Here is a 20,171-nt window from a genome sequence, read left to right on the forward strand (position 1 = left end):
AGAAGAAGAACAAGAACATGCTGAAAGTCATTTTCGATACCGACCCGGGCGTCGACGACGCCTTGGCCCTGCTGTACCTGCACAAGCACGCCCAGATCGATCTGATCGGCGTCACCACCACCTTCGGCAATGCCTCGGTGGACTCAACCACGCACAACGCGCTGTACCTGAAGCAGGCCTGGGGCTTTGCCGCCCCGGTCGCGCGCGGCGCCGGTGGCCCGCTGCAGCCGGAAGCCACCCCGGAAGCCTGGCCGGTCCACATCCATGGCCACAACGGACTGGGCAACTACCCGGTGCCGGCCGAACTGGACGTGGCCGCCGACACCCGCCCCGCCCACCAGCTGATCATCGACCTGGTCCGCGCCCATCCGGGCGAAGTGACCCTGGTCGCGGTCGGCCGCATGACCAACCTCGCGCTGGCCCTGCAGCAGGCGCCGGATATCGCCGGCCTGGTACGCGGCGTGGTGATCATGGGTGGCGCCTTCCACGTCAACGGCAACATCACCCCGGCTGCGGAGGCCAATATCTGGGGCGATGCCGAAGCGGCCGACGTGGTGTTCACCGCCAGCTGGCCGGTGACCGCCATCGGCCTGGACGTCACCACCTGCGTGGAAATGGACCGTGACGGCCTGGACACGCTGGCCGCCATCGGCGGTGCCGACGCCGAGCTGGTCCGTGCACTGTCACAGGACTACGTCGACTTCTACCTGCAGGCCGGCCACAAGGGCATGGTCGTGCACGACTGCTGCGCGTGCATCGCGCTGACCCGCCCGGAGCTGTTCCAGTTCGAGCGCGCCAGCGTGCGCGTGGCCACCGACGGCGTTGCCCGCGGCATGACCATTCCCAAGCCGGAAGGCCTGGCCTTCGGCCCGAGCGTGTGGGACGGCCACGTGGTGCAGTCGATTGCCATCGGCGTGGATGCGGCCGCGGTGCTGGCCGACATCGAGCAGACCCTGAAGGTCTGATCGGCTAGCGTCTGGCCCTGCCTGGGACGGTCTCGGGCAGGGTCCACAGCACCGGAAGCACCAGCACTGCCACCAGCGCGATCATCGCGCCCGGTGCCGCCGCCCAGCCGCTGCGTTCCACCCACCATTGCGCCAGCCACGGCGTTGCGCCACCGAAGAATGCAGTGGCCATGGTTACCCCCAGTGCCAGCCCGCTGACCCTGCCTTCGCCGGGGAACTGCTCGGCCGTGGCCGGCGCCGCCACCGCGCTGATGCCACCGGCCACGCAGGCCAGCACTACCGCCGCCAGCGCGATGCCCAGTGCGGTCGCCTGCGCCATCCACGCGAACAGGGACAGCGGCAGCAGCGCTGCCAGCACGGTCAAACCCAACAGCATCGGCCGCCGTCCCAAGCGGTCGGACAACGCGCCGCACAGCGGCGTGATCGCAATGACCGCCACCGCCGCGATCGTCGACAACCACAGCGCATCGCCTTCATCATGCCCCCGTGCGTGCAGGAACGCCGGTACATAGGTGATGCCCACGTAGTAGGTGATCGAGCCCAAGGCGGAGATCGCAAAGGTGCGCGCCACCGCCAGCGGGTGGTGGCGCAGCACGTGCCGAAGTGGCGTGGCCGGGATGCTGCCCTCGCGCCGCTGGCGCTCGAACTCCGGCGACTCGTGCATGCCCGAACGCGCAACCAGGATCACCAGCGCGAGCGCAGCCCCAACGAAGAACGGAATCCGCCAGCCCCAGCTGTCCAGCTGCGGTGTGGGCAGCAGCGCGACGGTAAGTGCAGAGATCGCTACCGCCAGCAGGGCGCCCACTTCGCTGGCGGCCGAGGCCAGCGAGGTCACCAGGCCACGTCGTCGCGCCGGTGCGCTTTCCAGCAGGTACGCCACCACCCCGGTGTACTCACCGCCCACCGAAAACGCCATCACGCAGCGCAGGATCAGCAGCAGCACGCCAGCCGTCGTACCGGCCGTGGCCGCTGTCGGCAGCAGTGCAGTGGCCAGCATCGCCGCTGCCATCAACGCCATCGAAGCCAGCAGCATCCAGCGCCGGCCCAGGCGGTCGCCCAGGTGGCCGAAGCACAGCGCGCCCAGCGGACGGATCAGGTAGGACACCGCGAAGCCAGCCAAGGTCACCAGCAACGCCTGGTCGCCACCGCCGAAGAACACCCGCGACAGCACCGTGGCGAAGTACAGGTACAGGGTGAAGTCGTACCACTCCACCACCGTGGACAGGCCCGCCACCCACATCGAGCGCTGCCGCGCCGCAGTCATTGCGTGTTCGCCTTCAACAGCCTCGGTCCCGGTTGGGCAGGTTCCGCGCAGCGTGGCATGGACGGGGTGAAATGCCGGTCATCGGCTGTCGACTGCGTGCATGCACTGGGTTTCATGACCGGTGAAGCGCTCACCGCCAAGGCCGAAGCAGAAGCATCCTTGCTGGAACACAAGGCCGGGCAACTCAGCCCGGCAGCTGCAGTTCCGCCCGCAGCCCGCCACCCTCGCGGTTGTGCAACCTCAGCGAACCACCCAGCGACTGCGCCAGCTGCACCGCGATGGCCAGTCCCAGACCGGTCCCTCCGGTATCGCGGTTGCGCGAGCTCTCCAGCCGGTGGAACGGTGCCAGCACTGCCTGCAGCTGGTCCTCGGGAATGCCGGGGCCACGGTCGGAAATGCTGATCCACACCCTTCCGGCCGTATCGCGGCCCGCCTCGATCTCGGCGGCGCCGGCGTAGCGCAATGCGTTGTCGACCAGATTGCCGACCACGCGGCGCAGCGGCTGCGGCCAGGTCTGCACGACCAGTCCAGCGGGCGCACCGCCAGTGACCGGCTTGCCCATGTCCTCGTAGTCGCCGACCACACTGGCGAGGAACGCGCCCAGGTCCATCGACACCGGCGCGCCAGCGGCAACGTGGCTGCTGCGCGCATAGGCCACGCCCTCACGCACCAGCTGCCCAAGGTGATCGAGGTCGGCCAGCAGGCGCTGCTGGGTGCTGTCTTCAGGCAGGGTCTCCACCCGAAGCTTCATGCGCGTGATGGGGGTCTGCAGGTCATGCGAGATCGCGGCCAGGATCTGCAGGCGTTCACTGACATGGCCACGAATGCGTGTCTGCAGGGCATTGAGTGCGGCTGCTGCGCCGCCTACTTCCGCAGGGCCATCTTCAGGCAGTGCAGGCCCGTCCTTGCCCGGCTGCAGATGCTCCACCGCATGCGACAACTGCTGCAGCGGGCGCATGGCCAGACGCACTGCCAGCCACGCGCACACCAGCAGCAGCGCCAGCTGCAGCAGCAGCACGGCGGGCAACCAACGCGCCAGCGGCAGGCCCGACGGGGTGACTTCAATGGTCAAGGGTGTGCCGTCGTGCAGGCGCAGTTCCACCTCGAACCGCTCCGGCAGGCGAGCCACCTGGCGCGCCTGCAACGGATAGCGGTGCTGCAGGCTGTCGTCGATGATCGCCGTGACCTGGCGCGCACGATCGGTCTGCAGCCCTGGTCCGGCCGCGGCCGGGCGCAGCAGATAGCGGTAGGTGCGCCGCTCCAGCCGCGGCACCCAGGCCTCACGCTGCTCCGCAGGCAAATGTTCCAGCAGCGCGACGCTCACTGCCACATCCTCGTCGAGGTTGCGCAGCATCATGCTGCGGGTGGACTGGTAGCGTTCGAAGAACAGCAGGCCGAAGGACAGTGCGTGGGCCAGGGCCAGTCCGCCCAGCAGCACCAGCAGCAGACGCGCCGACAGCGTGCGCGGCCAGCGTGGACGACGTGCGGCGGTGTTCATTCGTCCGGCCCCAGCAATTGCACCGGCAGGCTGAACACATACCCTTCGCTGCGCACGGTCTTGATGTAGGTCGGCTCGCGCGCGTCATCACCCAGGCGCTGGCGCACGCGGCTGACCAGCAGGTCGATCGAGCGATCAAACAGTTCGGCATCACGGCCCTGGGTGAGGCTGAGCAGCTGGTCGCGGCTGAGCACCCGATTGGCGTGATCGAGGAACACGCGCAACAGGCGGAACTCGGCGCCGCTGAGCGGATACGCGGTGCCCTGTGCATCCAGCAGGTGGCGGGCGGTGGTATCCAGGCGCCACTCGCCGAAGGCCAACTGGCGGCCGGCTTCGCTCACCTGCAGGTTCGGCGGCAGCATCTGCGTGCGACGGATCACCGCATTGATGCGTGCCAGTAGCTCGCGCGAAGAAAAGGGCTTGGTCACGTAGTCGTCGGCGCCCATTTCAAGGCCGATGATGCGGTCGGTCTCGTCGTCGCGCGCGGTCAGCAGCACCACCGGTACCGCCCGATGCTTGCCGGCGCGCAGGTTGCGGCACAGGCTCAGCCCGTCCTCGCCCGGCATCATCACGTCCAGCACCACCAGATCCACGGCATGGGTATCCATCAGCGCCCGCATGGCCCGGCCACCGTCGGCCTGGCTCACGCGCAGGCCGTTGCGCTGGAGGTAGTCGGCCAGCATCTGGCGGATGTCGCTGTCATCGTCGACGACCAGGATGTGCGGTACATGGTTCATTGCGTTCTCGATGAAGACGGAGGTCAGGGCCGCGCTGCGCGGCCATGGTAGCGCGGCTCAGGGGCTGGCCAGCAGGCGCTGGATCTCGCTTTCGGTACGTGCGTAGTCGCCCTCGCCGTAATGGCGGTAGACCACCCGCCCCTGCCGGTCGAGCAGGTACAGTGCGGGCCAGAAGCGGTTGCGCCAGGCGTTCCAGATCCGGAATTGGTTGTCCTGCACCACCGGCCAGGTGATGTCCAACCGTGCGATGGCCTTGCGCACGTTGCCGGGCAGCCCTTCATGGGCAAACTCCGGCGTATGCACGCCGATCACCCTCAGACCCTGCGGCGCGTAGCGTGCATGCCACCGGTGAACATACGGCGCCACGTTGAGGCAGTTGCTGCAGGTGTAGGTCCAGAACTCGACCAGCACCACCTGCCCCCGCAACTGCTTCAGTGTGAGCGGTGGGCTGTTGTGCCAGGGCCCGCCACCGTCGAACCCGGCAGCAGGAACGGCCTGTGCCGGCTGCGCGTCGGCCTCCGGGCTGGGCCAGGCCATCAGTAGCGCAGCCCCACCCAGCAGGCTCAGCAGCAACGGCAGCGCATACACACGCAGGGCGGCCATCGTTCAGCCCCCCTGCTCGGCCAGCGGCAATTCGGCCGGCTTCACTCCCGCCGCTTCCAGGATGCTGTCGGCCACCTGCGCCGGATGCGAAAGCAGCGACACATGGCTGCTGCCGATCGATTGCAGCTGTGCACCGATGCGCTTGGCGGTGGCGGCCTGCAGCTGCGGCGACAGCATGCGGTCATCGCGGCTGAGCACGTACCAGCTCGGCTTGCTGCGCCACGCCGCAACGTTCACTACTTCGCCCAGCGCGCTGGCCTTCAACGGGACCTGCGTGCTGTACAGCAGTGCGGCCGACTTCTTCATCACGTCCGGGGCGAAGTCCTGGGCGACGGCATCAGCCGGCAACGTCAGGTAGCCATCCCTTTCCTGCAGTCGGGCCAGGCCCGGGCCAACCGGGAAACCCTCGCCCTGTTGCGCCGAAGACTGTCCTGCATCCGGTGCGAACGCGGCCACGTACACCAACGCCTGCACCTTCGGGTCATTGCCCGCTTCGGTGATGACCGTGCCACCCCAGCTGTGGCCGACCAGCACCACCTTGCCAGGCGCAGCGGCAATCGCACGACGGGTGGCGGCGACGTCGTCGGCCAACGAGGTGAGCGGATTCTGCACGGCCACCGCCTGCAGCTTCCAGTCATGCAGGGTGCTGATGACCTTGCTCCAGCTGGAGCCATCAGCGAACGCGCCGTGCACCAGGATGACGGTGGGCGGTGCAACGGTATCGGCCTGGGCAGCGAAGGCAGGGGCGGCGGCGAGGGCGAGAGCGGCGGCCAGCAAGCAGGTACGGATCATGGGGGGCACTCCGGAGTTGGGAGTGGCCATTTCCGCCTGCCGGTGTATCGGCGCTGTTTCTCCGCAGCGCGGAGTTGTACCGGACTGTAGGGCGCAGGCGGGATTCTACAGTGGGATACATTCGCGCGCCGGTCCTGGCCGGGCGCTTTCGGGTGGATATCGCTGCCCGCACGCGGGCGCGCAACGCCCCGATGCGCATCAGCGCATCGTCTTTGTATCTGACTGTACGAAACCCCGGCCGCGGCCACAGTCGCTGACAAAACCCCGGGCAACGGCACACGTTGCCGATACCTGCGCCGCCTGGAATGGCTTCCATCGACCACTGGCCCGCAGGACACCACCATGATCAGCACCGCTTCTTCCGTGTATACGCCCCGCCTGGACGCCGTCGGCCGCTGGCTCTCGCCGTTGGCGCTGCGCACCCTGCTGGCCTGGGAGTTCTTTGAATCCGGCCGCGAGAAGCTGGGCGGCCAGAACTGGTTCGCCGACTTGGAAGGCCGCTTCCCGTTCCCGTTCTCCACACTGCCCGCGTCGCTGAACTGGCAGCTGGCCACGTGGCTGGAACTGGTGGGTGCAGTGATGCTGCTGCTCGGCCTGGCCACGCGCTCGGTGGCCTACGTGTTCTGGGTACTCACCATCGTTGCCATCGCCGCCGTGCACTGGCCCGACCAATGGAACGGCCTGGGTCAACTCTGGCAGGGCTATGCGATCACCGACCAGGGCTACGGCAACTTCAAGCTGCCGTTGCTGTTCCTGGCCATGCTGCTGCCACTGATCCTCAACGGCGGTGGCGCACTCAGCGTGGACCGGCTGCTGGCCGGCCCCGGCCGTGCCACGGCAGGCAATGACGGCCTGGGTTGGGGCGTCAGCCTGATCGCCCTGCTGCTGCCGGTTGCCGCGCTGTTGCCCGGCATCGGCTTCGGCGGTGCCCTGCTCGGCGGTGTGCTGCTGCTGGGCCATCTGCTGCGCTGTCGCCGCGCCGCCTGAGCCGACTCCCCTGTTCCCGCGCGTTTCGCTTTCCGTCGCCTCTTCGGCGGCGTCCATCCCGCACGCCCCGCGTGCTTTCCCAAGGAGTCACCACCATGTCCATCTCGACCAAGAACACCTCTTCCTCCCGCCTGCCGCGCATCGGTGCCATCGGCATCGCCCTGGCCGGTGGCCTGCTGCTGGCCGGCCAGGCCGCGGCGATCCAGCCGCTGGCGATCAGCGCGGCGGCCATGAGCGCCGCCGCCGAAGGCAAGTGCGGTGAAGGCAAGTGCGGGGCCAACAAGGCCACCACCGGCAAGCCCGCCGGCAAGGCCAAGGTGGCCGAGGGCCAGTGTGGCGAAGGCAAGTGCGGCGACGCCTCGTTTGCCCGCACTGATCGCGACCACGACGGCAAGGTCTCGCGTGCCGAATTCAACGCTGTGGCCGCCAAGCGTGCCGCCGAGTTCGACCGCATCGACACCGACCACGACGGTTACATCAGCGAGCAGGAAGCGCACGACTATCTGCGCAGCGTCTACACCGCCAACGGCAAGCCGATGCCGAAGGGCCTGTTCTCCCGCGTTGCCGATTGATCGACGTTCACCCGGCGCCGCCTTCAAGGCGGCGCTCTCTGTGGAGCATCCGCCATGTCCCTGCCCCTGCCCACCCATGCCGCCGGTCTTGGCCTGCGCCGTGGCCTGATCGACGAACTGCTGGCCATGCCGGCCGGTGCCATCGACTTCCTCGAAGTCTCCCCCGACAACTGGATCGGCGTCGGCGGTGCACACGGCGACGCGCTGCGCCAACTCAGCGAGCGCCACCCCTTGACCTGCCACGGCCTGTCGCTGTCGCTGGGCGGTCCTGATCCACTGGATCGCACCCTGCTGGCACAGACCCGTGCCTTCCTCGACCTGCACCAGGTGCAGCTGTACAGCGAACACCTGAGCTACTGCGCCGCCGGTGGCCATGTCTACGACCTGCTGCCACTGCCGTTCACCGCCGAGGCCGTTCACCATGTCGCCGGCCGTATCGCCCAGGTGCAGGACATGCTGGGCCGACGCATCGCCGTGGAGAACATTTCCTACTACGCCGTTGCCGGCGCGGACATGAGCGAGATCGACTTCATCAACGCCGTGCTCGCCGAAGCCGACTGCGACCTCCTGCTGGACGTCAACAACGTCTTCGTCAATGCCTGCAACAACGGTTACGACGCCTTCGAATTCCTGGCTCGCGTGCCGTCCCACCGTGTCGCCTCGCTGCACGTAGCGGGCCACTTCGATGAAGACGACGGCTTCAAGATCGATACCCATGGGGCGCCGGTGAAAGGCGTGGTCTGGGCGCTCCTGCGCGAGGCCTATGCGCGGTTGGGCGTGCGCCCCACGCTGCTCGAACGCGACTTCAACTTTCCGCCGCTGGCGGAGTTGCTGGCCGAGGTTGCGCACATCCGCCAGGCGCAGGTTGAGGCACGTTGGCAGGAGGTGGCCCATGGCTGAGTCGCTGGCCATCGTGCAACGGCGCTGGGCCGATCATGTACGGGACCCGTCGATGCCTGCGCCCGATGGCGTCGAGGCACGGCGGATGGCGGTCTACCGCCGCCTGTGCATCGACAGCCTGGACACCCTTTTGGCAGGCAGCCTGCCGCGACTGCTGGAACAGCTGGGCGAAGCGCGCTGGCGCGGTCTGGTCGAGCACTACTACGCACATCACGTCTGCCAGACCCCGTTGTTCCCGCAGATCGCAAGCGAGTTCGCTGCGTGGCTGGCTGTGCAGTATGCGTTCGCGCTGCCCGGCTGGGCGGCGGAACTGGCGCACTACGAAAGCATGCAGCAGACGCTGCACATCGAGGCACGTGATGCCGGGCATTCATTGCAGTCCATGCCGGCGGGCAGCGATGTGCTGGCGCTGTCGCCGCTGGTGCGGGTATTGGGCTACCGGTGGCCGGTGCATGAGGACGCCGCGCTGGACGATGCCGCCGCCAGCGAGCCGACGCTTCTGCTGCTGCGCCGCCTGGCGGACTACCAGCTGCAGGTCGAGGAACTGGCACCACTGGCGTATGCGCTGCTGTCGGCCTTCGCTGATGACGGTACCCACGTGGATGACGCGCTGAACGCACTGGCCGATGCGCATGGCGTGGCCGCCGACGAACTGCGCGTGGTGGCCACGCCCTTGCTGGGCGAACTATGCGCGGCCGGCGTGCTGGTCACGCTGGCCGGGTTCTGCGACTGCCGGCCAGCGGCCGGCACTACCCCTGTCTGATTCGAGGTTTGATCATGGCTGCTTCCAACACTTCCTTCCTGCACGGCTGGCGCCTTTTCGTGACCATGGCTGTGGTCCTGATCGCCGTCGCACTGGCGGCGTTCACCCTGCAGCCCGACGTGGTCGAGGGCAGCCGCGCGGCGATCCGGGTCACTGCACGCACGTCGTTCCTGCTGTTCCTGGCCGCGTTCACCGCATCGTCGTTCGCCAGCCTGCTGCCCGGCCCGTTCACCCAGCACATGTTGCGCGAGCGGCGCATCATCGGCCTGTCATTCGCGTTCTCGCACCTGCTGCATGCGGTGGCGATCACCGCCTTCGGCATCCTCAACCCCGCGTTCTGGCCGGCACGCTCGGCCCTGGCCAACCTGCCGGGCACGATCGGCTATGTAGCCATCCTCGCCCTGGCCATCACCTCGCATCGTGGCATCGCCCGCCGCATGGGCCCCACCGTGTGGCGTCGCCTGCACGTGACCGGCATGTGGATCATCGCCGCAGTGTTCACCTATTCGTACTTCAAGCGCGTGCCCGGCAACTTCTGGTACGCGGTACCCTCCGCGTTGCTCTTCACCGCTGTCGTGGTGCGTGCGATCGCCAAGCGGGCGCAGTCGCTGCGGCGCAATGCGCATGCGCGGCCACCGCTGCGGAGTTCTTGAGGAGGCGGTTACCTGTAGAGCCGAGCCCATGCTCGGCTGCCCCTGGCTCAGCCGAGCATGGACTCGGCTCTACAGAGGGATCCCAGCACGATAGGCAGCGAATTCCCTGCGGAAAGGGGATATGCCCCACTTCAGGTCACGGGGCGCGGCGCAGCGTGATCAGGGTGATTTCCGAGGACACCCCGATGCGCGCGGGGAATCCGGCCCACAGGCCAGCGCCATTGCTCACGTACAGGGTCATCCCATCCACGTCGTAGCGGCCGGAGACGAAGCCACCATTGGCCCGCTTCACCAATTGGTCCATGCCGATGATCTGCCCGCCGTGGGTATGCCCGGACAGCTGCAGTTTGACGCCGCGCGCTGCTGCCGAGCGTGCATTACGCGGGCGGTGATCGAGCAGGATCACGGGCGCGGTGGGATCGGCGCCGGCCAAGGCGGCGTCCAGATCCGGCAGCGGCAGGCCATAACGCGCCGCCACCGGGTCGGTGACACCAGCGATGGTCAGCGCCGCATCACCGCGTCGCACCTGCAGGTGGCTGTTCTCCAGCACCTGCATGTGCAGCGCGCGGAACGCCTGCATCCATGCCTGGTACTGCGCGTAGTACTCGTGGTTGCCGGTGATGGCAATGACGCCGTCCGGCGCCTGCAGATCGGCCAACGGACGCGCGTCGTCGCGACGGGCCTCGACGCTGCCATCGATCAGATCGCCGGTGATCACGATCAGGTCCGGCTTCAGCGCGTTGCTCTCGGCCACCACTCTACGCACCCAGTCGCCGGTCAGCAGACGGCTGGCATGGATGTCGGTCAGCTGCAGCACGCGATAGCCGTCGAACGCCGCTGGCAGCCCGGCAATGCTCACCTCGATCTGCCGGGCATGAGGCACCGCCATGCCCTGGCTGACACCATAACCACTGACCAGCAGCGCCAGCACGCCGGCCGCCGGCCGCAAGCGCCGCGTGCGCAATGCGGCTACCGCACGTGGCCAGCGCAGCAGGCGGGACGCGAGCAGGCCCGCATCCATCGCCAGCATCAGCAACGCCAACAGCAACACCGCCGTGGAGCCGGTAGCCAGCGTGGCGATGGCCAGTTTCGGAATCTCGGGCGAGGCCATCGTGCCCCAGAACGTGGCGACGATACGCAGCTGCACGGCTACGCCCACCAGCAGCAGCGACAGCACGACCTTCTGCCAGGGGGGCATGCGCAGTGGCCAGAACAGGCGCCAGGCCACATACAGGCCCATCAACAAACCGATCGTACTCAGCACTGCAACCATCCGGGAGGGAAAGTGGGGGCCGCCATGGTGACGGCTGCGGGCGGCGTTGTGTAGCGCCGAGCCCATGCTCGGCTTCTCAACATGCAGCCGAGCATGGGCTCGGCTCTACATCAACAGGTGGGTCAGGCCATTCCGTCGAGGCGCTGCACCCGCAGGCGGGCGATGCGGCGCTTCTCCATCGCCAGCACGGTGATGCGCACACCCGCCACCTCCACCACATCGCCGATGTCCGGCAGCCGACCCAACTGCTCCAGCACCAGCCCGGAGATGGTCATGTAGTCGGCACTGCGCGGCAGCGATACGCCGGCCAGCCGCTGCAGGTCGTCCAGAGTCAGCGCACCGTCGGCCTCCCATTGGTCCTCGCCCTGCGCGACCACGCCATAGCGCTCGTCCTGGGTATCGACCAGGTCACCGGCAATGGCCGCCAGCAGGTCGTTGGCGGTCACCAGGCCTTCCACGCTGCCGTACTCGTCCACCGCCACCGCCAACGGCACCGGGTGCTGGCGGATCAGTTCCAGCGCCTGCAGCGCGCTGGCACTGGACAGCACGTACAGCGGCTCGCGCAGGTTGCCCTCCAACTGCAGCGGCCTGCCCTGCAGCAGGTCGGCCAGCAGGTCGCGGCTCTGCACCACGCCACGCAGGCTGTCCAGGTCACCCTCACCCACCAGCAGGCGGGTGTGCGGCGACGCCACCAGGCGTGCCACCACATCCTCCTGCCCACGCGCCAGGTCGATCCACTGCACGTCGGCACGCACCGTCATCACGCTCGACACCGGGCGATCGGCCAGGCCCAGCACGCTGCGGATCATCTCGTGTTCGGCCGGCTGCAGGCGCTCTGCAGTGTCCACCTGCCCGTCCCCCCCTTCATCGTCGTGACCATTGGCCGGGCGCGCGCCCAGCATGCGCAGCACGGCATCGGCGGTGCGCTGGCGGAACGGCAGGCGGCGCTCGTTGCGCTCGCGGTTGAAACGCACCCACTGGTTGAACGCCTCGACCAGGATCGAGAAGGCGATCGCCGCGTACAGGTAGCCCTTGGGGATCTTGTAGCCCAGTCCTTCGGCCACCAGGCTGAAGCCGATCATCAGCAGGAAGCCCAGGCACAGCACCACCACGGTGGGATGCTTGTTGACGAAGCGGGTCAGCGGCTTGCTGGCCAGCAGCATCAGCGCCATGGCGATCGTCACGGCCGCATACATCACACCCAGGTTGTCGACCATGCCGACCGCGGTGATCACCGAGTCCAGCGAGAACACCGCGTCGAGCACCACGATCTGCGCCACCACCATTGCGAAGCTGGCGTAGACCTTCTTGCCGTCCTCGTGGTGTTCGCGGCCTTCCAGCCGTTCGTGCAGTTCCATGGTGCCCTTGAACAGCAGGAACAGGCCACCGCCAAGCAGGATCAGGTCACGCCCGGAAAAGCTGTGGTCGAACAGCGTCAGCAGCGGCGCGGTCAGTTTCATGATCCAGGCCAGTGCGGCCAACAGCACCAGCCGCATCAGCAAGGCCAGCGCCAGGCCGATCACCCGCGCGCGGTCACGCTGGTGCGGCGGCAGCTTGTCGGCAAGGATCGCGATGAACACCAGGTTGTCGATGCCGAGAACGATCTCCAGCACGACCAGGGTTGCAAGGCCCATCCAGATCGAGGGGTCAGCCAACCATTCCATTTCAGGTCCGTTTCGTCAGTAGATAAGGGAAAAGAGCGACCGCTCAGTCAGCGTCATGTGCCTGCGCCGGGTCGTGCCCGAGCAGGTCACCGGGCGTGCACTGCAGCTCGCGGCAGATCGCATCAAGGGTGGAAAAGCGGATGGCGCGCGCCTTGCCGGTCTTCAGGATCGACAGGTTGGCCAGGGTGATGTCGATGCGCCCGGCCAGCTCGGACAGGGTCATGCCCCTTTCCTGCAGCATGCGGTCCAGGGTAATGACGATTGCCATCAGATGACACCGTCGAGGTCATCGCGCATCGCTGCGCCCACGGCGAACACGCGCGCCAGCACGAACAGCATCAGCACGGCCACCAAGCCAGTGATCGACATGCCACCGCCGACCTCCATCCAGGTGAAATCCGGGCCCATCCAGGCCGCGTAGGCGCCGATCAGGATCGACAGCAGCTCCATCGCCAGCATCAGCCAGGCCATGCGCTGCAGGCGCTGTGCGTTGGCGTGGGTGAACGGCCGCTCGCGCGCAGCCGACTTCAACAGCCGCAGCAGGTGCCGCAGGAACAGCAGGCACAGCACCAGCAGCGCGACGATCGCGCCCAGGCCGAGGCAGAAATGCAGGAACAGATCGTTCCCATGCGCGGCCGCAGCAGCGGCATCGTGCACGCTGTCGAGCAGCCAGCGGCGGTCGTGGGCGACCAGTGGCACGGCCAGCAGTGCGGCCAGGATGCCCAGCCAGCACATCGCCCGGACGGCCTGTACGGCGGCCTGGGCCAAGGTGAACAAGCCTCGCGCGAGGCTGGCGCGGGCGGGACGAGCGGTCAAGCGGCCTCCGGCATTGGGGTGGCCTCGCCGCCCCGGGGTGGATTTATCGATAAACGATATATCACATGCCGCGTGAAAGGCTGAATCGCGAGCGTCGCCCCTGTCAGGGCCCAGGTGCGCCCAGTGCCTGCATCGCTTCGCCAGGGGCGGCCGAGGCCATGGCCTGCACCCCGGCTTCGGCCGCCTGCCGCGTGACCAGGCGGAAGCGCACCTGCAGTTTGCCCTGCCCCGGCGTAGCCCAGCCGTACTGGATGGCCACCTGATCGGCCGACAGTGGCCCACGCCCTGGCAGCGACCGTACCTGCAACGGCTTCGGTGCGGCCTGCACCAACCGGGCAAACCCCTTCTGCACCACCGCCGCGTCGGCCTTCTCGGCGTAGACCGTACACGTTCCATCGTCAGCCCAGCTCACCGCATAGCGGCCACTGGCCAGCGGCACCATCCACGCCACGCCCGATTGCCCCTGCAACAGCGTGGCGGCTTCGGCCGGCTGCAGCGGCGACAGCCCATTGGATTCCATCAGCGACTGCAACCGCGCCGGGGCCCCGATGTGCTGCATGCAGGCGGTATCGAACAGCTCGCTGAAGGGATCCTGCGCCGGGGCCTTGGCCTTGGGCGCACGCGCGGGTTGCGCCACCACCAGTGTGGGCAGCAGGGCCAAAGCCAGCCAGAAGAACGCAGGACGCATCGGGATTCCACGCTACGGAAAACAGCGGGGAGGATGGCAAAGGCCTGGCGCGCCGCGCAATGGCCGCGATGGCCGCCAGCAGCCTCCCGCTGCCGGGTCAGACGGCCATTTCGCCCTGGTCCTCGCCATCCCAATAGTGGATGCGGCTGGCGCGCACGTGAATCAGCACCAGCCCCGGTGTATCCACGCCCTGCTCGAACCAGCGCTCAAGATCCTTCACCCAGTGCTCGCGCATCACAGCGCGATCGCGCACCAGCGCCGCCCTTCCCTGCACGTGCACGAACAACGGCGGCTTGCCCAGCAGCGACTTGCTGCCGGAAAAACCCAGCGCAACGGCGGGGTCAGCCTCAATCTCGTGCACCATGTCGGTGTCTTCCGTGGTGAAGAACCAGCTGTCACCGTCGTAGTCCACGTCACCGTTGTTGCTCATCGGACGACCGGCAATTTCTCCGCCGGCGCGGGTCTGCAGCATGGTGAAATCGATGTCGGCCATCTTCCTGGCCAGTTCGGGCAGGGTGAGCTGGGTCATGGTGTCGTCCTTCATCAAGTGGAATCCCAGCGTCTGCGCAGAGCGGTGACCGAAGCGTGGAAGGTCCATGGCGACTTCTTCACAGAAAACGAGATAGGGCGCGTGGCGCGTGCGTGACGCGCTGCTCACCACACCACCTGCGTTTGCAGCAGCTGCACGCCCCATCGCGCGTCGGGCGATCCTGCAGACGCTGCGACGGGTGCATGCACGCATTGGCTGACGCGTGCCATCAGCGCGTGATGCGACCGTCCCCCGCCACCCGTACCCGGTCACGCCCCTGTGCCTTGGCCTGGTACATGGCCGCATCGGCGGCACGCAGCAGGCTGCGCCAGCCCAGCGAATCGGTGCCGCCCTTGGCCACCCCGAAACTGGCGGTCACGCGCAGCACGATGCCCCCGGCCAGCGCGATGTCCATCTGCTGAAGCGCCAATCGCAATGATTCAGCCAGCTGGCGCCCGCCGGCCAGATCACCGTCGGCCAGCAGCACCAGGAACTCCTCGCCACCATAGCGGGCGATGTTGTCGCTGCGCCGCAGGTGGTGCCGCAGCAACTGCGCCACCTGCACCAGCACTTCGTCGCCGGCTTCATGGCCATGGCCATCGTTGATGGCCTTGAAGCGATCCACGTCCAGCAGGATCACCACGGCGCTTGCCTCGCCCCCCGCATGTCTCCGCTGCACCACCTCATCCAGCGCGCGCCGGTTCAACAACCCGGTCAGTTCATCGGTACCGGCCAGCTGGCGCAGCTCGCTGGTCAACGCCGAACGCTCGCGCGATTTCTCGCGCAGCACTTCGATGGCATCGAACAGGCGCTGCATCTCGGCCAGCGGGTGGGTGACATTCTCCTCCGGACCGGGGGTATCCGAGGCAAGCTGGATCACCTGCTGCTGCGCCTGCAGCAGTGGCTGCAGGATCTGCAGGTGGGCAATGCGCAGGGCCATGCCCAGCACCACCAGCGTGCCCAGCGCGGTCGCCACCAGCACGGCCAGACGCATGGCCTCACGGTTGCGACTGCGTTCGAAGCGGGCGATGGACACGCTCAGGTAGCCATCGCGCAGCGCCTCCAGCGACTGCAGGGTCGGCACGTAGCGATTGGTGAACGCGGCGGCGGTCCACGACGGCGGCACGCCACGGCGGCCATCCTCGATCAGCTGCTCGATCATCGGCAGTGACTCACCGAAGAGCTGCCGCCGCGCCATGTCCCAGTGCCAGGACAATTCCGGGTCGCTGCGGAACACCGACTCGTGGCTGCTCGCCAACCGCCACAGCTCCAGCAGGCGGCCCTCGGTCTGCAGCGCAGCGCGCATCTGTTCCTCGCGCCACGCCCCCGGTACCGCCACCGGCGCCATCACGTTCGAGGCCAGGCGGCCACCATGCTCGCGAAGATCGAACAACAGCTGGCCCTGCATTGCCGGAATCGCCGCCTCACGGTCGGCACTGACCAGCGCGTTGATCTGCGCCGAGGTCAGCAGATGCAGGCGATCAACCACCGCGAACATGCCGCTGATCGCACGCTCCACCTCCTCCACACGGCGTGCGTCATGCGGTTGCGCCGCGACATGATCGACCGCAGCCCGCGCCGACTTCAGGCGACGCTGCGCGCTGGCCAGCAGCCGATGCTCGTCGTACACGCCCGGGTCATCCTTGAACACGGTCTCCAGCTGCAGCAGGGCAGTGTCGACCCGCTGGCGTGCGACGGCCAGCTGCGCAGCCAGCCGTGCCTGTTCGGCGGCATCGGCCGGGTCAGCCCCCAGCAGGCTGTTGGCCGGGCCTCGCTCGGCCGAAGCCAGGTTGGCAAGATCGAAGGTCTGCCGCAGCTGCCGCAGGCTGGCCAGGTTGCCTTCGGCGTCGGTGTAGCGCAGTGTTCCCTGGACCAGGGCGATGGCCATCAACGGCAATGTGCACACGACAAACAGCCCAGCCAGGATCCAGACCCAGGTCCGCAACCTGATGGGCGATACCTTGCCGGCCATGCAGAATTCCCCTGAAGTGCGGCTCACTGTAGCGACCGGCTCCGGCGGCGCCAAGCCAGTGCCGCCCGATCCGCGAGGGGCGATATAGCGCAGCGCGCGCGAACGCGCCGACAATGCCGGCGCCCCGACGCCAGCCGATCAGATGCGACAGGTTTCGCCGGGTCAGATCCAGCGCTGGTCGACCAGTTCGCGCTTCACGTAGGCATAGAACACCGGCGCCGCCACCAGGCCGGGCAGGCCGAACGCCGCCTCCATCACCAGCATGGCCAGCAGCAGCTCCCAGGCGCGGGCCTGGATTTCACCGCCGACGATGCGCGCATTGAGGAAGTACTCCAGCTTGTGGATCACGATCAGGTACAGCAGCGCCGCCACAGCCACGTAGAACGAGACAGACAGCGCAACGATGGTGATGACCGTATTGGAAATGATGTTGCCCACCACCGGCAGCAGGCCGGCGACGAAGGTGATCAACACCAGGGTCTTGGACAGCGGCAGGTGCACACCGAACAGCGGCAGCACGCCCAGCAGGAAGATCGCGGTGAACACGGTGTTGAGCAGCGAGATCTTCACCTGTGCGAACACCACCTGGCGGAATGCGGTGGCCAGGCGGCTGGTGCGCCCGATCAGCTCCTGCGCCAACGGCCCCATCTTGGGCACGGGAAGTTCGTCGTACAGCGCGATCATCGCACCCAGCACCATGCCGATCAGCACGCGCACGCCCACCTGCACCACCGAGGTACCGGCCACGCCCAGCTGGCGCTGGTGCTCGGCGGCCCAGTCGTTCAGCGCCGCGCGCAGCGCCGGCATGTCTTCGGGAATGTAGGGTTGCAGCAGCGCCGGCACCTGGTGCCGCGAGGTATTGAGGATCTCCATCAGGCGCGCCAGCAGCGCGTCCGGGCCGCCGGTCTCATTGCGGAAGAACGAGGCCACGCCGATGCCGGCCAATACCAGCGCGCTGATGATGATGGCCGACAATACGATCACCGCGATCGCCCGCGCTCGTCCCGGCGGCAGCTTGCCTTCCACGGTGGAGGCCAGCACGTGGGTCAGCTGGAACACCAGCAGCCCCGACAGCAGGGTCACCACCAGGCCCAGCTTCAACGCCAGCCACATGCCCAGCAACATCATCAACCACGCCGCGATCCGCGCAACGGGGGGCTTGGGCTGTGCAACGAGGGCGTCTTGCATGGGCGGTGCGTCCGGGCGGGGTGGCCCATGGTAGAGGATTGGTGGCGATGATTCCGGGTACAGCATGGACGAGCGCTACGCCCTCGTTCTGCGGTATGCCCACCGCCCCCGGCCCACTATTCGCCATAGCTGGCGTTGTTCTTGCCCTGGCGCTTGGCGTGGTAGAGCGCACGGTCGGCCAGTGCCAGCCAGTCCTCGACGCTGCCACCGCGCGGCGTTGCCGCGATGCCGATGCTGACGCTGAACTCGATGCCCGGTGTTGCCTGCCGTGCTGCTTCCAGCAGGTGCAGGCGGACCCGCTCGGCCACCTGCATCGCATCGATGGGCGCACAGTCGTGCAGCAGCACCACGAACTCGTCGCCTCCCAGCCGCGCAGGGGTATCACCGGGCCGGGCGAAGGCGCGCAAGGTGGACGCGATATGGCGCAGCACTTCGTCCCCGGCACGATGACCATGCGAGTCATTGATGCGCTTGAAGTCATCCACATCAAGCATCAGCAGGCAGGCGACACCACCCTGACCCTGCGCCTTGTCCAGTGCCTGCTGCGCGCGGACGATCAGGAAGCCGCGGTTGGCCAGCTCCACCAGCGGGTCCATCCGGCTCAGCCGCTTCAACTGGCGGTTCTGCGATTTCACCCGACGGGCCAGCTGCCAGCTGAGAATGCTCAGCCCGATGCCATACACGAACAGGAACGGGATGCTCAGCATGATCGTGCGTTGCGAGGTCACCGGCTGGAATGGGAAGCCGAGCGTCCACCAGGTGAGTGCGAAGCCCAGCAGCAGCGCCAACGTGGCGCGCGTCGCCAGGCGCACGCCACCGGCTGCGATCTTGTCGGCCACCAGCAGCGCGGCAAACAGCGCGCTGGGCGCGGCACTGAGCGCCATGAATGCGATCCAGCCGCCGCCGAACAGGGAATCGGCCACCATGCAGCGGAACTGGACGCGCGCCGGCTGGCGGGAGCGCCGGGTCAGCAGCAGCGCCAGCGCGGGCCACGCCAGCGCGTTGAGCAGCAGCAGGACCCACGCCCATCCGCCATTCTGCCGTTCGAGGATGATCGACGCGATGGGGATCGCCCCCAGTCCATTGCCGACAAAACGCATCCAGCCGATGCGACGTGCCGCGCCAATGCCTTCGACCGCGCCTTCCGCCGAATCGGTGAAGAATGGCATTGCCCCCTCCTGCGCGATCGCACCTGCTGCTACGGCCCTTGCCGGGCTGGCTGCCGGTGAGTCTGACAGGTTCGCGTCAATTCGGGATCAAGGCGGCGCCCCGTGGCGCGGTGTTCACCCGCCCCTGGGGGCCGCCGTGGAACCGCGCAGCATGAAGCTGAACTCCAGCGTCTGCTGCAGCGGCACATCGACCTGTTCGATGATGGCGAGCAGCAGGTTGACCGCGCGCTCGCCAATCTGCCGCATCGGCTGCCTGATCGTCGTCAGCGGCGGCGTGAGGTAGCGCGAGGAGGCCAGGTCGTCAAAGCCGACGATGGACAGGTCCTCCGGCACGCGGATGCCCAGCTCCCGGCAGGCAGCGAGAGTGCCCAGCGCCATCTGGTCGCTGAAACAGAAGACCGCAGTCGGCACCGGCGCGACGGCCAACATCGACATCGCAGCTGTATGGCCGGACTCCACCGAAAAGTCACCCGGCATGATGTTCAGCTGGCGCAGGCGCCCACGCGCCTTGCCCGCCGCCCGGACCCCTTCCATCCGTTGCTGGTGCAGCGGATTGTCGGGGGGTCCTCCCACCACCGCGATCCGTTCGTGTCCCAGTCCATACAGGTGTTCCATCACCGTGCGCGCGGCGGCGGCATTGTCGATGTGGACGCTGGGAATCCCCAGTGCGGGATCGAATTCACAGCCGTTGACCACCGGTGCGGCGGAACCGCGTTGCTCAACGATGTCACGCGCCGTAGGTGGCAGGCGATGCCCCAGCACGATCATGCCGTCGGCCTCGTTTCGCCGGAGCATCTGCGCGTAGCGCTCCTCGCGGTCCGGTTGATGCTGGGTATCCCCCAGCAGGACCGCGTAGCCGACCGCCTGCGCTGCGTCCTCCGCGCCCTGAAGGATCTGGGCGAAGAACGGATTGGCAATGTCCGGGACGGTGACCAGGATCTTGCCGCTTCGGTGGGTCTTGAGCGTGCGGGCCACCGTGTTGGGCACATAGCCCAGCGCGGCGGCCGCCTGCTCGATGCGCGCACGGGTGGCCGGCAGGACCTTGTCCGGCCGGGACAGTGCCCGCGACACCGTGCCGGCGGAGACGCCGACGTGCTTTGCGATGTCGTAGATGGTGGCCATGGCGTTAGTTCTCCCG

At 67.6% G+C, this 20,171-nt stretch carries 22 protein-coding genes; 7 read left to right on the top strand and 15 right to left on the bottom strand.

All coding sequences use genetic code 11. From position 1 onward, the window contains the following. Positions 1-17 precede the first annotated feature (17 nt). Positions 18-965, top strand: coding sequence for a nucleoside hydrolase (locus O0J15_RS01035; protein WP_308304942.1), 948 nt, complete (start codon positions 18-20; stop codon positions 963-965). A gap of 4 nt (positions 966-969) precedes the next feature. On the opposite strand, the gene O0J15_RS01040 is transcribed toward O0J15_RS01035, so the two are convergent. The 5 genes from O0J15_RS01040 to O0J15_RS01060 all read right to left on the bottom strand — a co-directional run bounded on the left by O0J15_RS01040 (position 970) and on the right by O0J15_RS01060 (position 5,859). Beyond that, positions 970-2,229 (bottom strand): MFS transporter, encoded by a 1,260-nt coding sequence (locus tag O0J15_RS01040; RefSeq protein WP_308304943.1) that lies wholly within the window; start codon positions 2,227-2,229, stop codon positions 970-972. Between the two features lie 184 nt (positions 2,230-2,413). Beyond that, the gene (locus O0J15_RS01045) at positions 2,414-3,727 is read right to left on the bottom strand and encodes a HAMP domain-containing sensor histidine kinase (RefSeq protein ID WP_308304944.1); all 1,314 of its coding nucleotides are present in this window, start codon (positions 3,725-3,727) and stop codon (positions 2,414-2,416) included. Beyond that, positions 3,724-4,464 (bottom strand): response regulator transcription factor, encoded by a 741-nt coding sequence (locus O0J15_RS01050; RefSeq protein ID WP_308304945.1) that lies wholly within the window; start codon positions 4,462-4,464, stop codon positions 3,724-3,726. Before O0J15_RS01050 ends, O0J15_RS01045 begins: the two co-directional genes overlap by 4 nt. A gap of 57 nt (positions 4,465-4,521) precedes the next feature. Next, positions 4,522-5,067, bottom strand: a complete 546-nt coding sequence (locus O0J15_RS01055) for a redoxin family protein (protein ID WP_308304946.1) — start codon at positions 5,065-5,067, stop codon at positions 4,522-4,524. A gap of 3 nt (positions 5,068-5,070) precedes the next feature. Then, positions 5,071-5,859 carry an alpha/beta fold hydrolase gene (locus tag O0J15_RS01060; protein WP_180876139.1) on the bottom strand — a complete coding sequence of 263 codons (789 nt, stop codon included), beginning with the start codon at positions 5,857-5,859 and terminating at the stop codon, positions 5,071-5,073. Between the two features lie 342 nt (positions 5,860-6,201). On the opposite strand from O0J15_RS01060, the gene O0J15_RS01065 reads away from it, so the two are divergent. The 5 genes from O0J15_RS01065 (at position 6,202) to O0J15_RS01085 (ending at position 9,734) form a co-directional block, all read left to right on the top strand. Next, positions 6,202-6,846 carry a DoxX family protein gene (locus O0J15_RS01065; RefSeq protein ID WP_180876141.1) on the top strand — a complete coding sequence of 215 codons (645 nt, stop codon included), beginning with the start codon at positions 6,202-6,204 and terminating at the stop codon, positions 6,844-6,846. A 95-nt stretch (positions 6,847-6,941) separates the two neighbouring features. Beyond that, on the top strand, positions 6,942-7,418 hold the full coding sequence (locus O0J15_RS01070) for an EF-hand domain-containing protein (RefSeq protein ID WP_308304947.1): 477 nt from the start codon (positions 6,942-6,944) through the stop codon (positions 7,416-7,418). Positions 7,419-7,472: 54 nt separating this feature from the next. Further along, positions 7,473-8,318 (top strand): DUF692 domain-containing protein, encoded by an 846-nt coding sequence (locus O0J15_RS01075; protein WP_019659350.1) that lies wholly within the window; start codon positions 7,473-7,475, stop codon positions 8,316-8,318. Beyond that, positions 8,311-9,081: a putative DNA-binding domain-containing protein gene (locus tag O0J15_RS01080; RefSeq protein ID WP_308304948.1), complete on the top strand. Its 771-nt coding sequence runs from the start codon at positions 8,311-8,313 to the stop codon at positions 9,079-9,081. The genes O0J15_RS01075 and O0J15_RS01080 overlap by 8 nt, the downstream gene beginning before the upstream one ends. A gap of 14 nt (positions 9,082-9,095) precedes the next feature. Next, positions 9,096-9,734: a ferric reductase-like transmembrane domain-containing protein gene (locus tag O0J15_RS01085; protein ID WP_111098249.1), complete on the top strand. Its 639-nt coding sequence runs from the start codon at positions 9,096-9,098 to the stop codon at positions 9,732-9,734. Positions 9,735-9,870: 136 nt separating this feature from the next. Here O0J15_RS01085 and O0J15_RS01090 read toward each other — a convergent pair whose 3' ends face one another. The 7 genes from O0J15_RS01090 to O0J15_RS01120 all read right to left on the bottom strand — a co-directional run bounded on the left by O0J15_RS01090 (position 9,871) and on the right by O0J15_RS01120 (position 16,592). Continuing rightward, positions 9,871-11,007, bottom strand: a complete 1,137-nt coding sequence (locus O0J15_RS01090; protein WP_180876145.1) for a metallophosphoesterase — start codon at positions 11,005-11,007, stop codon at positions 9,871-9,873. Positions 11,008-11,129: 122 nt separating this feature from the next. Beyond that, positions 11,130-12,671, bottom strand: a complete 1,542-nt coding sequence (locus tag O0J15_RS01095; RefSeq protein WP_308304949.1) for a TerC family protein — start codon at positions 12,669-12,671, stop codon at positions 11,130-11,132. A gap of 43 nt (positions 12,672-12,714) precedes the next feature. Further along, on the bottom strand, positions 12,715-12,939 hold the full coding sequence (locus tag O0J15_RS01100) for a helix-turn-helix transcriptional regulator (protein ID WP_019659355.1): 225 nt from the start codon (positions 12,937-12,939) through the stop codon (positions 12,715-12,717). Further along, entirely contained in the window at positions 12,939-13,406 is a 468-nt protein-coding gene (locus tag O0J15_RS01105) for a DUF2975 domain-containing protein (RefSeq protein WP_057496322.1), read from the bottom strand. Before O0J15_RS01105 ends, O0J15_RS01100 begins: the two co-directional genes overlap by 1 nt. A gap of 184 nt (positions 13,407-13,590) precedes the next feature. After that, positions 13,591-14,175: a hypothetical protein gene (locus tag O0J15_RS01110; RefSeq protein ID WP_308304950.1), complete on the bottom strand. Its 585-nt coding sequence runs from the start codon at positions 14,173-14,175 to the stop codon at positions 13,591-13,593. Positions 14,176-14,272: 97 nt separating this feature from the next. Further along, a complete protein-coding gene (locus O0J15_RS01115; RefSeq protein WP_026346954.1) occupies positions 14,273-14,704 on the bottom strand; it encodes a pyridoxamine 5'-phosphate oxidase family protein in 432 nt (143 codons plus the stop codon). A 229-nt stretch (positions 14,705-14,933) separates the two neighbouring features. Beyond that, entirely contained in the window at positions 14,934-16,592 is a 1,659-nt protein-coding gene (locus O0J15_RS01120; protein ID WP_308304951.1) for a GGDEF domain-containing protein, read from the bottom strand. On the opposite strand from O0J15_RS01120, the gene O0J15_RS01125 reads away from it, so the two are divergent. Then, complete coding sequence (locus O0J15_RS01125) at positions 16,585-16,764, top strand: hypothetical protein (RefSeq protein ID WP_227844117.1); 180 nt, start codon at positions 16,585-16,587, stop codon at positions 16,762-16,764. The two genes, O0J15_RS01120 and O0J15_RS01125, sit on opposite strands and share 8 nt — an antisense overlap. A 74-nt stretch (positions 16,765-16,838) precedes the next feature. Here O0J15_RS01125 and O0J15_RS01130 read toward each other — a convergent pair whose 3' ends face one another. From O0J15_RS01130 to O0J15_RS01140, 3 genes are all read right to left on the bottom strand, one after another. Then, positions 16,839-17,864, bottom strand: coding sequence for an AI-2E family transporter (locus O0J15_RS01130; RefSeq protein ID WP_134730413.1), 1,026 nt, complete (start codon positions 17,862-17,864; stop codon positions 16,839-16,841). A 116-nt stretch (positions 17,865-17,980) separates the two neighbouring features. Further along, a complete protein-coding gene (locus O0J15_RS01135; protein ID WP_308304952.1) occupies positions 17,981-19,033 on the bottom strand; it encodes a diguanylate cyclase in 1,053 nt (350 codons plus the stop codon). 114 nt (positions 19,034-19,147) lie between these two features. After that, entirely contained in the window at positions 19,148-20,155 is a 1,008-nt protein-coding gene (locus O0J15_RS01140) for a LacI family DNA-binding transcriptional regulator (protein ID WP_308304953.1), read from the bottom strand. Between the last annotated feature and the right edge of the window lie 16 nt (positions 20,156-20,171).

The sequence above is a fragment of the Stenotrophomonas sp. Sm10 genome, from assembly GCF_030985515.1.
Lineage (GTDB): Bacteria > Pseudomonadota > Gammaproteobacteria > Xanthomonadales > Xanthomonadaceae > Stenotrophomonas > Stenotrophomonas hibiscicola.

Excerpts from the sequence above, each read along its gene's own strand:
- O0J15_RS01035 (WP_308304942.1), top strand. The coding sequence starts at position 18 with ATGCTGAAAGTCATTTTCGATACCGACCCGGGCGTCGACGACGCCTTG.
- O0J15_RS01040 (WP_308304943.1), bottom strand. The coding sequence starts at position 2,229 with ATGACTGCGGCGCGGCAGCGCTCGATGTGGGTGGCGGGCCTGTCCACG.
- O0J15_RS01045 (WP_308304944.1), bottom strand. The coding sequence starts at position 3,727 with ATGAACACCGCCGCACGTCGTCCACGCTGGCCGCGCACGCTGTCGGCG.
- O0J15_RS01050 (WP_308304945.1), bottom strand. The coding sequence starts at position 4,464 with ATGAACCATGTACCGCACATCCTGGTCGTCGACGATGACAGCGACATC.
- O0J15_RS01055 (WP_308304946.1), bottom strand. The coding sequence starts at position 5,067 with ATGGCCGCCCTGCGTGTGTATGCGCTGCCGTTGCTGCTGAGCCTGCTG.
- O0J15_RS01060 (WP_180876139.1), bottom strand. The coding sequence starts at position 5,859 with ATGATCCGTACCTGCTTGCTGGCCGCCGCTCTCGCCCTCGCCGCCGCC.
- O0J15_RS01065 (WP_180876141.1), top strand. The coding sequence starts at position 6,202 with ATGATCAGCACCGCTTCTTCCGTGTATACGCCCCGCCTGGACGCCGTC.
- O0J15_RS01070 (WP_308304947.1), top strand. The coding sequence starts at position 6,942 with ATGTCCATCTCGACCAAGAACACCTCTTCCTCCCGCCTGCCGCGCATC.
- O0J15_RS01075 (WP_019659350.1), top strand. The coding sequence starts at position 7,473 with ATGTCCCTGCCCCTGCCCACCCATGCCGCCGGTCTTGGCCTGCGCCGT.
- O0J15_RS01080 (WP_308304948.1), top strand. The coding sequence starts at position 8,311 with ATGGCTGAGTCGCTGGCCATCGTGCAACGGCGCTGGGCCGATCATGTA.
- O0J15_RS01085 (WP_111098249.1), top strand. The coding sequence starts at position 9,096 with ATGGCTGCTTCCAACACTTCCTTCCTGCACGGCTGGCGCCTTTTCGTG.
- O0J15_RS01090 (WP_180876145.1), bottom strand. The coding sequence starts at position 11,007 with ATGGTTGCAGTGCTGAGTACGATCGGTTTGTTGATGGGCCTGTATGTG.
- O0J15_RS01095 (WP_308304949.1), bottom strand. The coding sequence starts at position 12,671 with ATGGAATGGTTGGCTGACCCCTCGATCTGGATGGGCCTTGCAACCCTG.
- O0J15_RS01100 (WP_019659355.1), bottom strand. The coding sequence starts at position 12,939 with ATGGCAATCGTCATTACCCTGGACCGCATGCTGCAGGAAAGGGGCATG.
- O0J15_RS01105 (WP_057496322.1), bottom strand. The coding sequence starts at position 13,406 with ATGTGCTGGCTGGGCATCCTGGCCGCACTGCTGGCCGTGCCACTGGTC.
- O0J15_RS01110 (WP_308304950.1), bottom strand. The coding sequence starts at position 14,175 with ATGCGTCCTGCGTTCTTCTGGCTGGCTTTGGCCCTGCTGCCCACACTG.
- O0J15_RS01115 (WP_026346954.1), bottom strand. The coding sequence starts at position 14,704 with ATGACCCAGCTCACCCTGCCCGAACTGGCCAGGAAGATGGCCGACATC.
- O0J15_RS01125 (WP_227844117.1), top strand. The coding sequence starts at position 16,585 with ATGGCCATCAACGGCAATGTGCACACGACAAACAGCCCAGCCAGGATC.
- O0J15_RS01120 (WP_308304951.1), bottom strand. The coding sequence starts at position 16,592 with ATGGCCATCGCCCTGGTCCAGGGAACACTGCGCTACACCGACGCCGAA.
- O0J15_RS01130 (WP_134730413.1), bottom strand. The coding sequence starts at position 17,864 with ATGCAAGACGCCCTCGTTGCACAGCCCAAGCCCCCCGTTGCGCGGATC.
- O0J15_RS01135 (WP_308304952.1), bottom strand. The coding sequence starts at position 19,033 with ATGCCATTCTTCACCGATTCGGCGGAAGGCGCGGTCGAAGGCATTGGC.
- O0J15_RS01140 (WP_308304953.1), bottom strand. The coding sequence starts at position 20,155 with ATGGCCACCATCTACGACATCGCAAAGCACGTCGGCGTCTCCGCCGGC.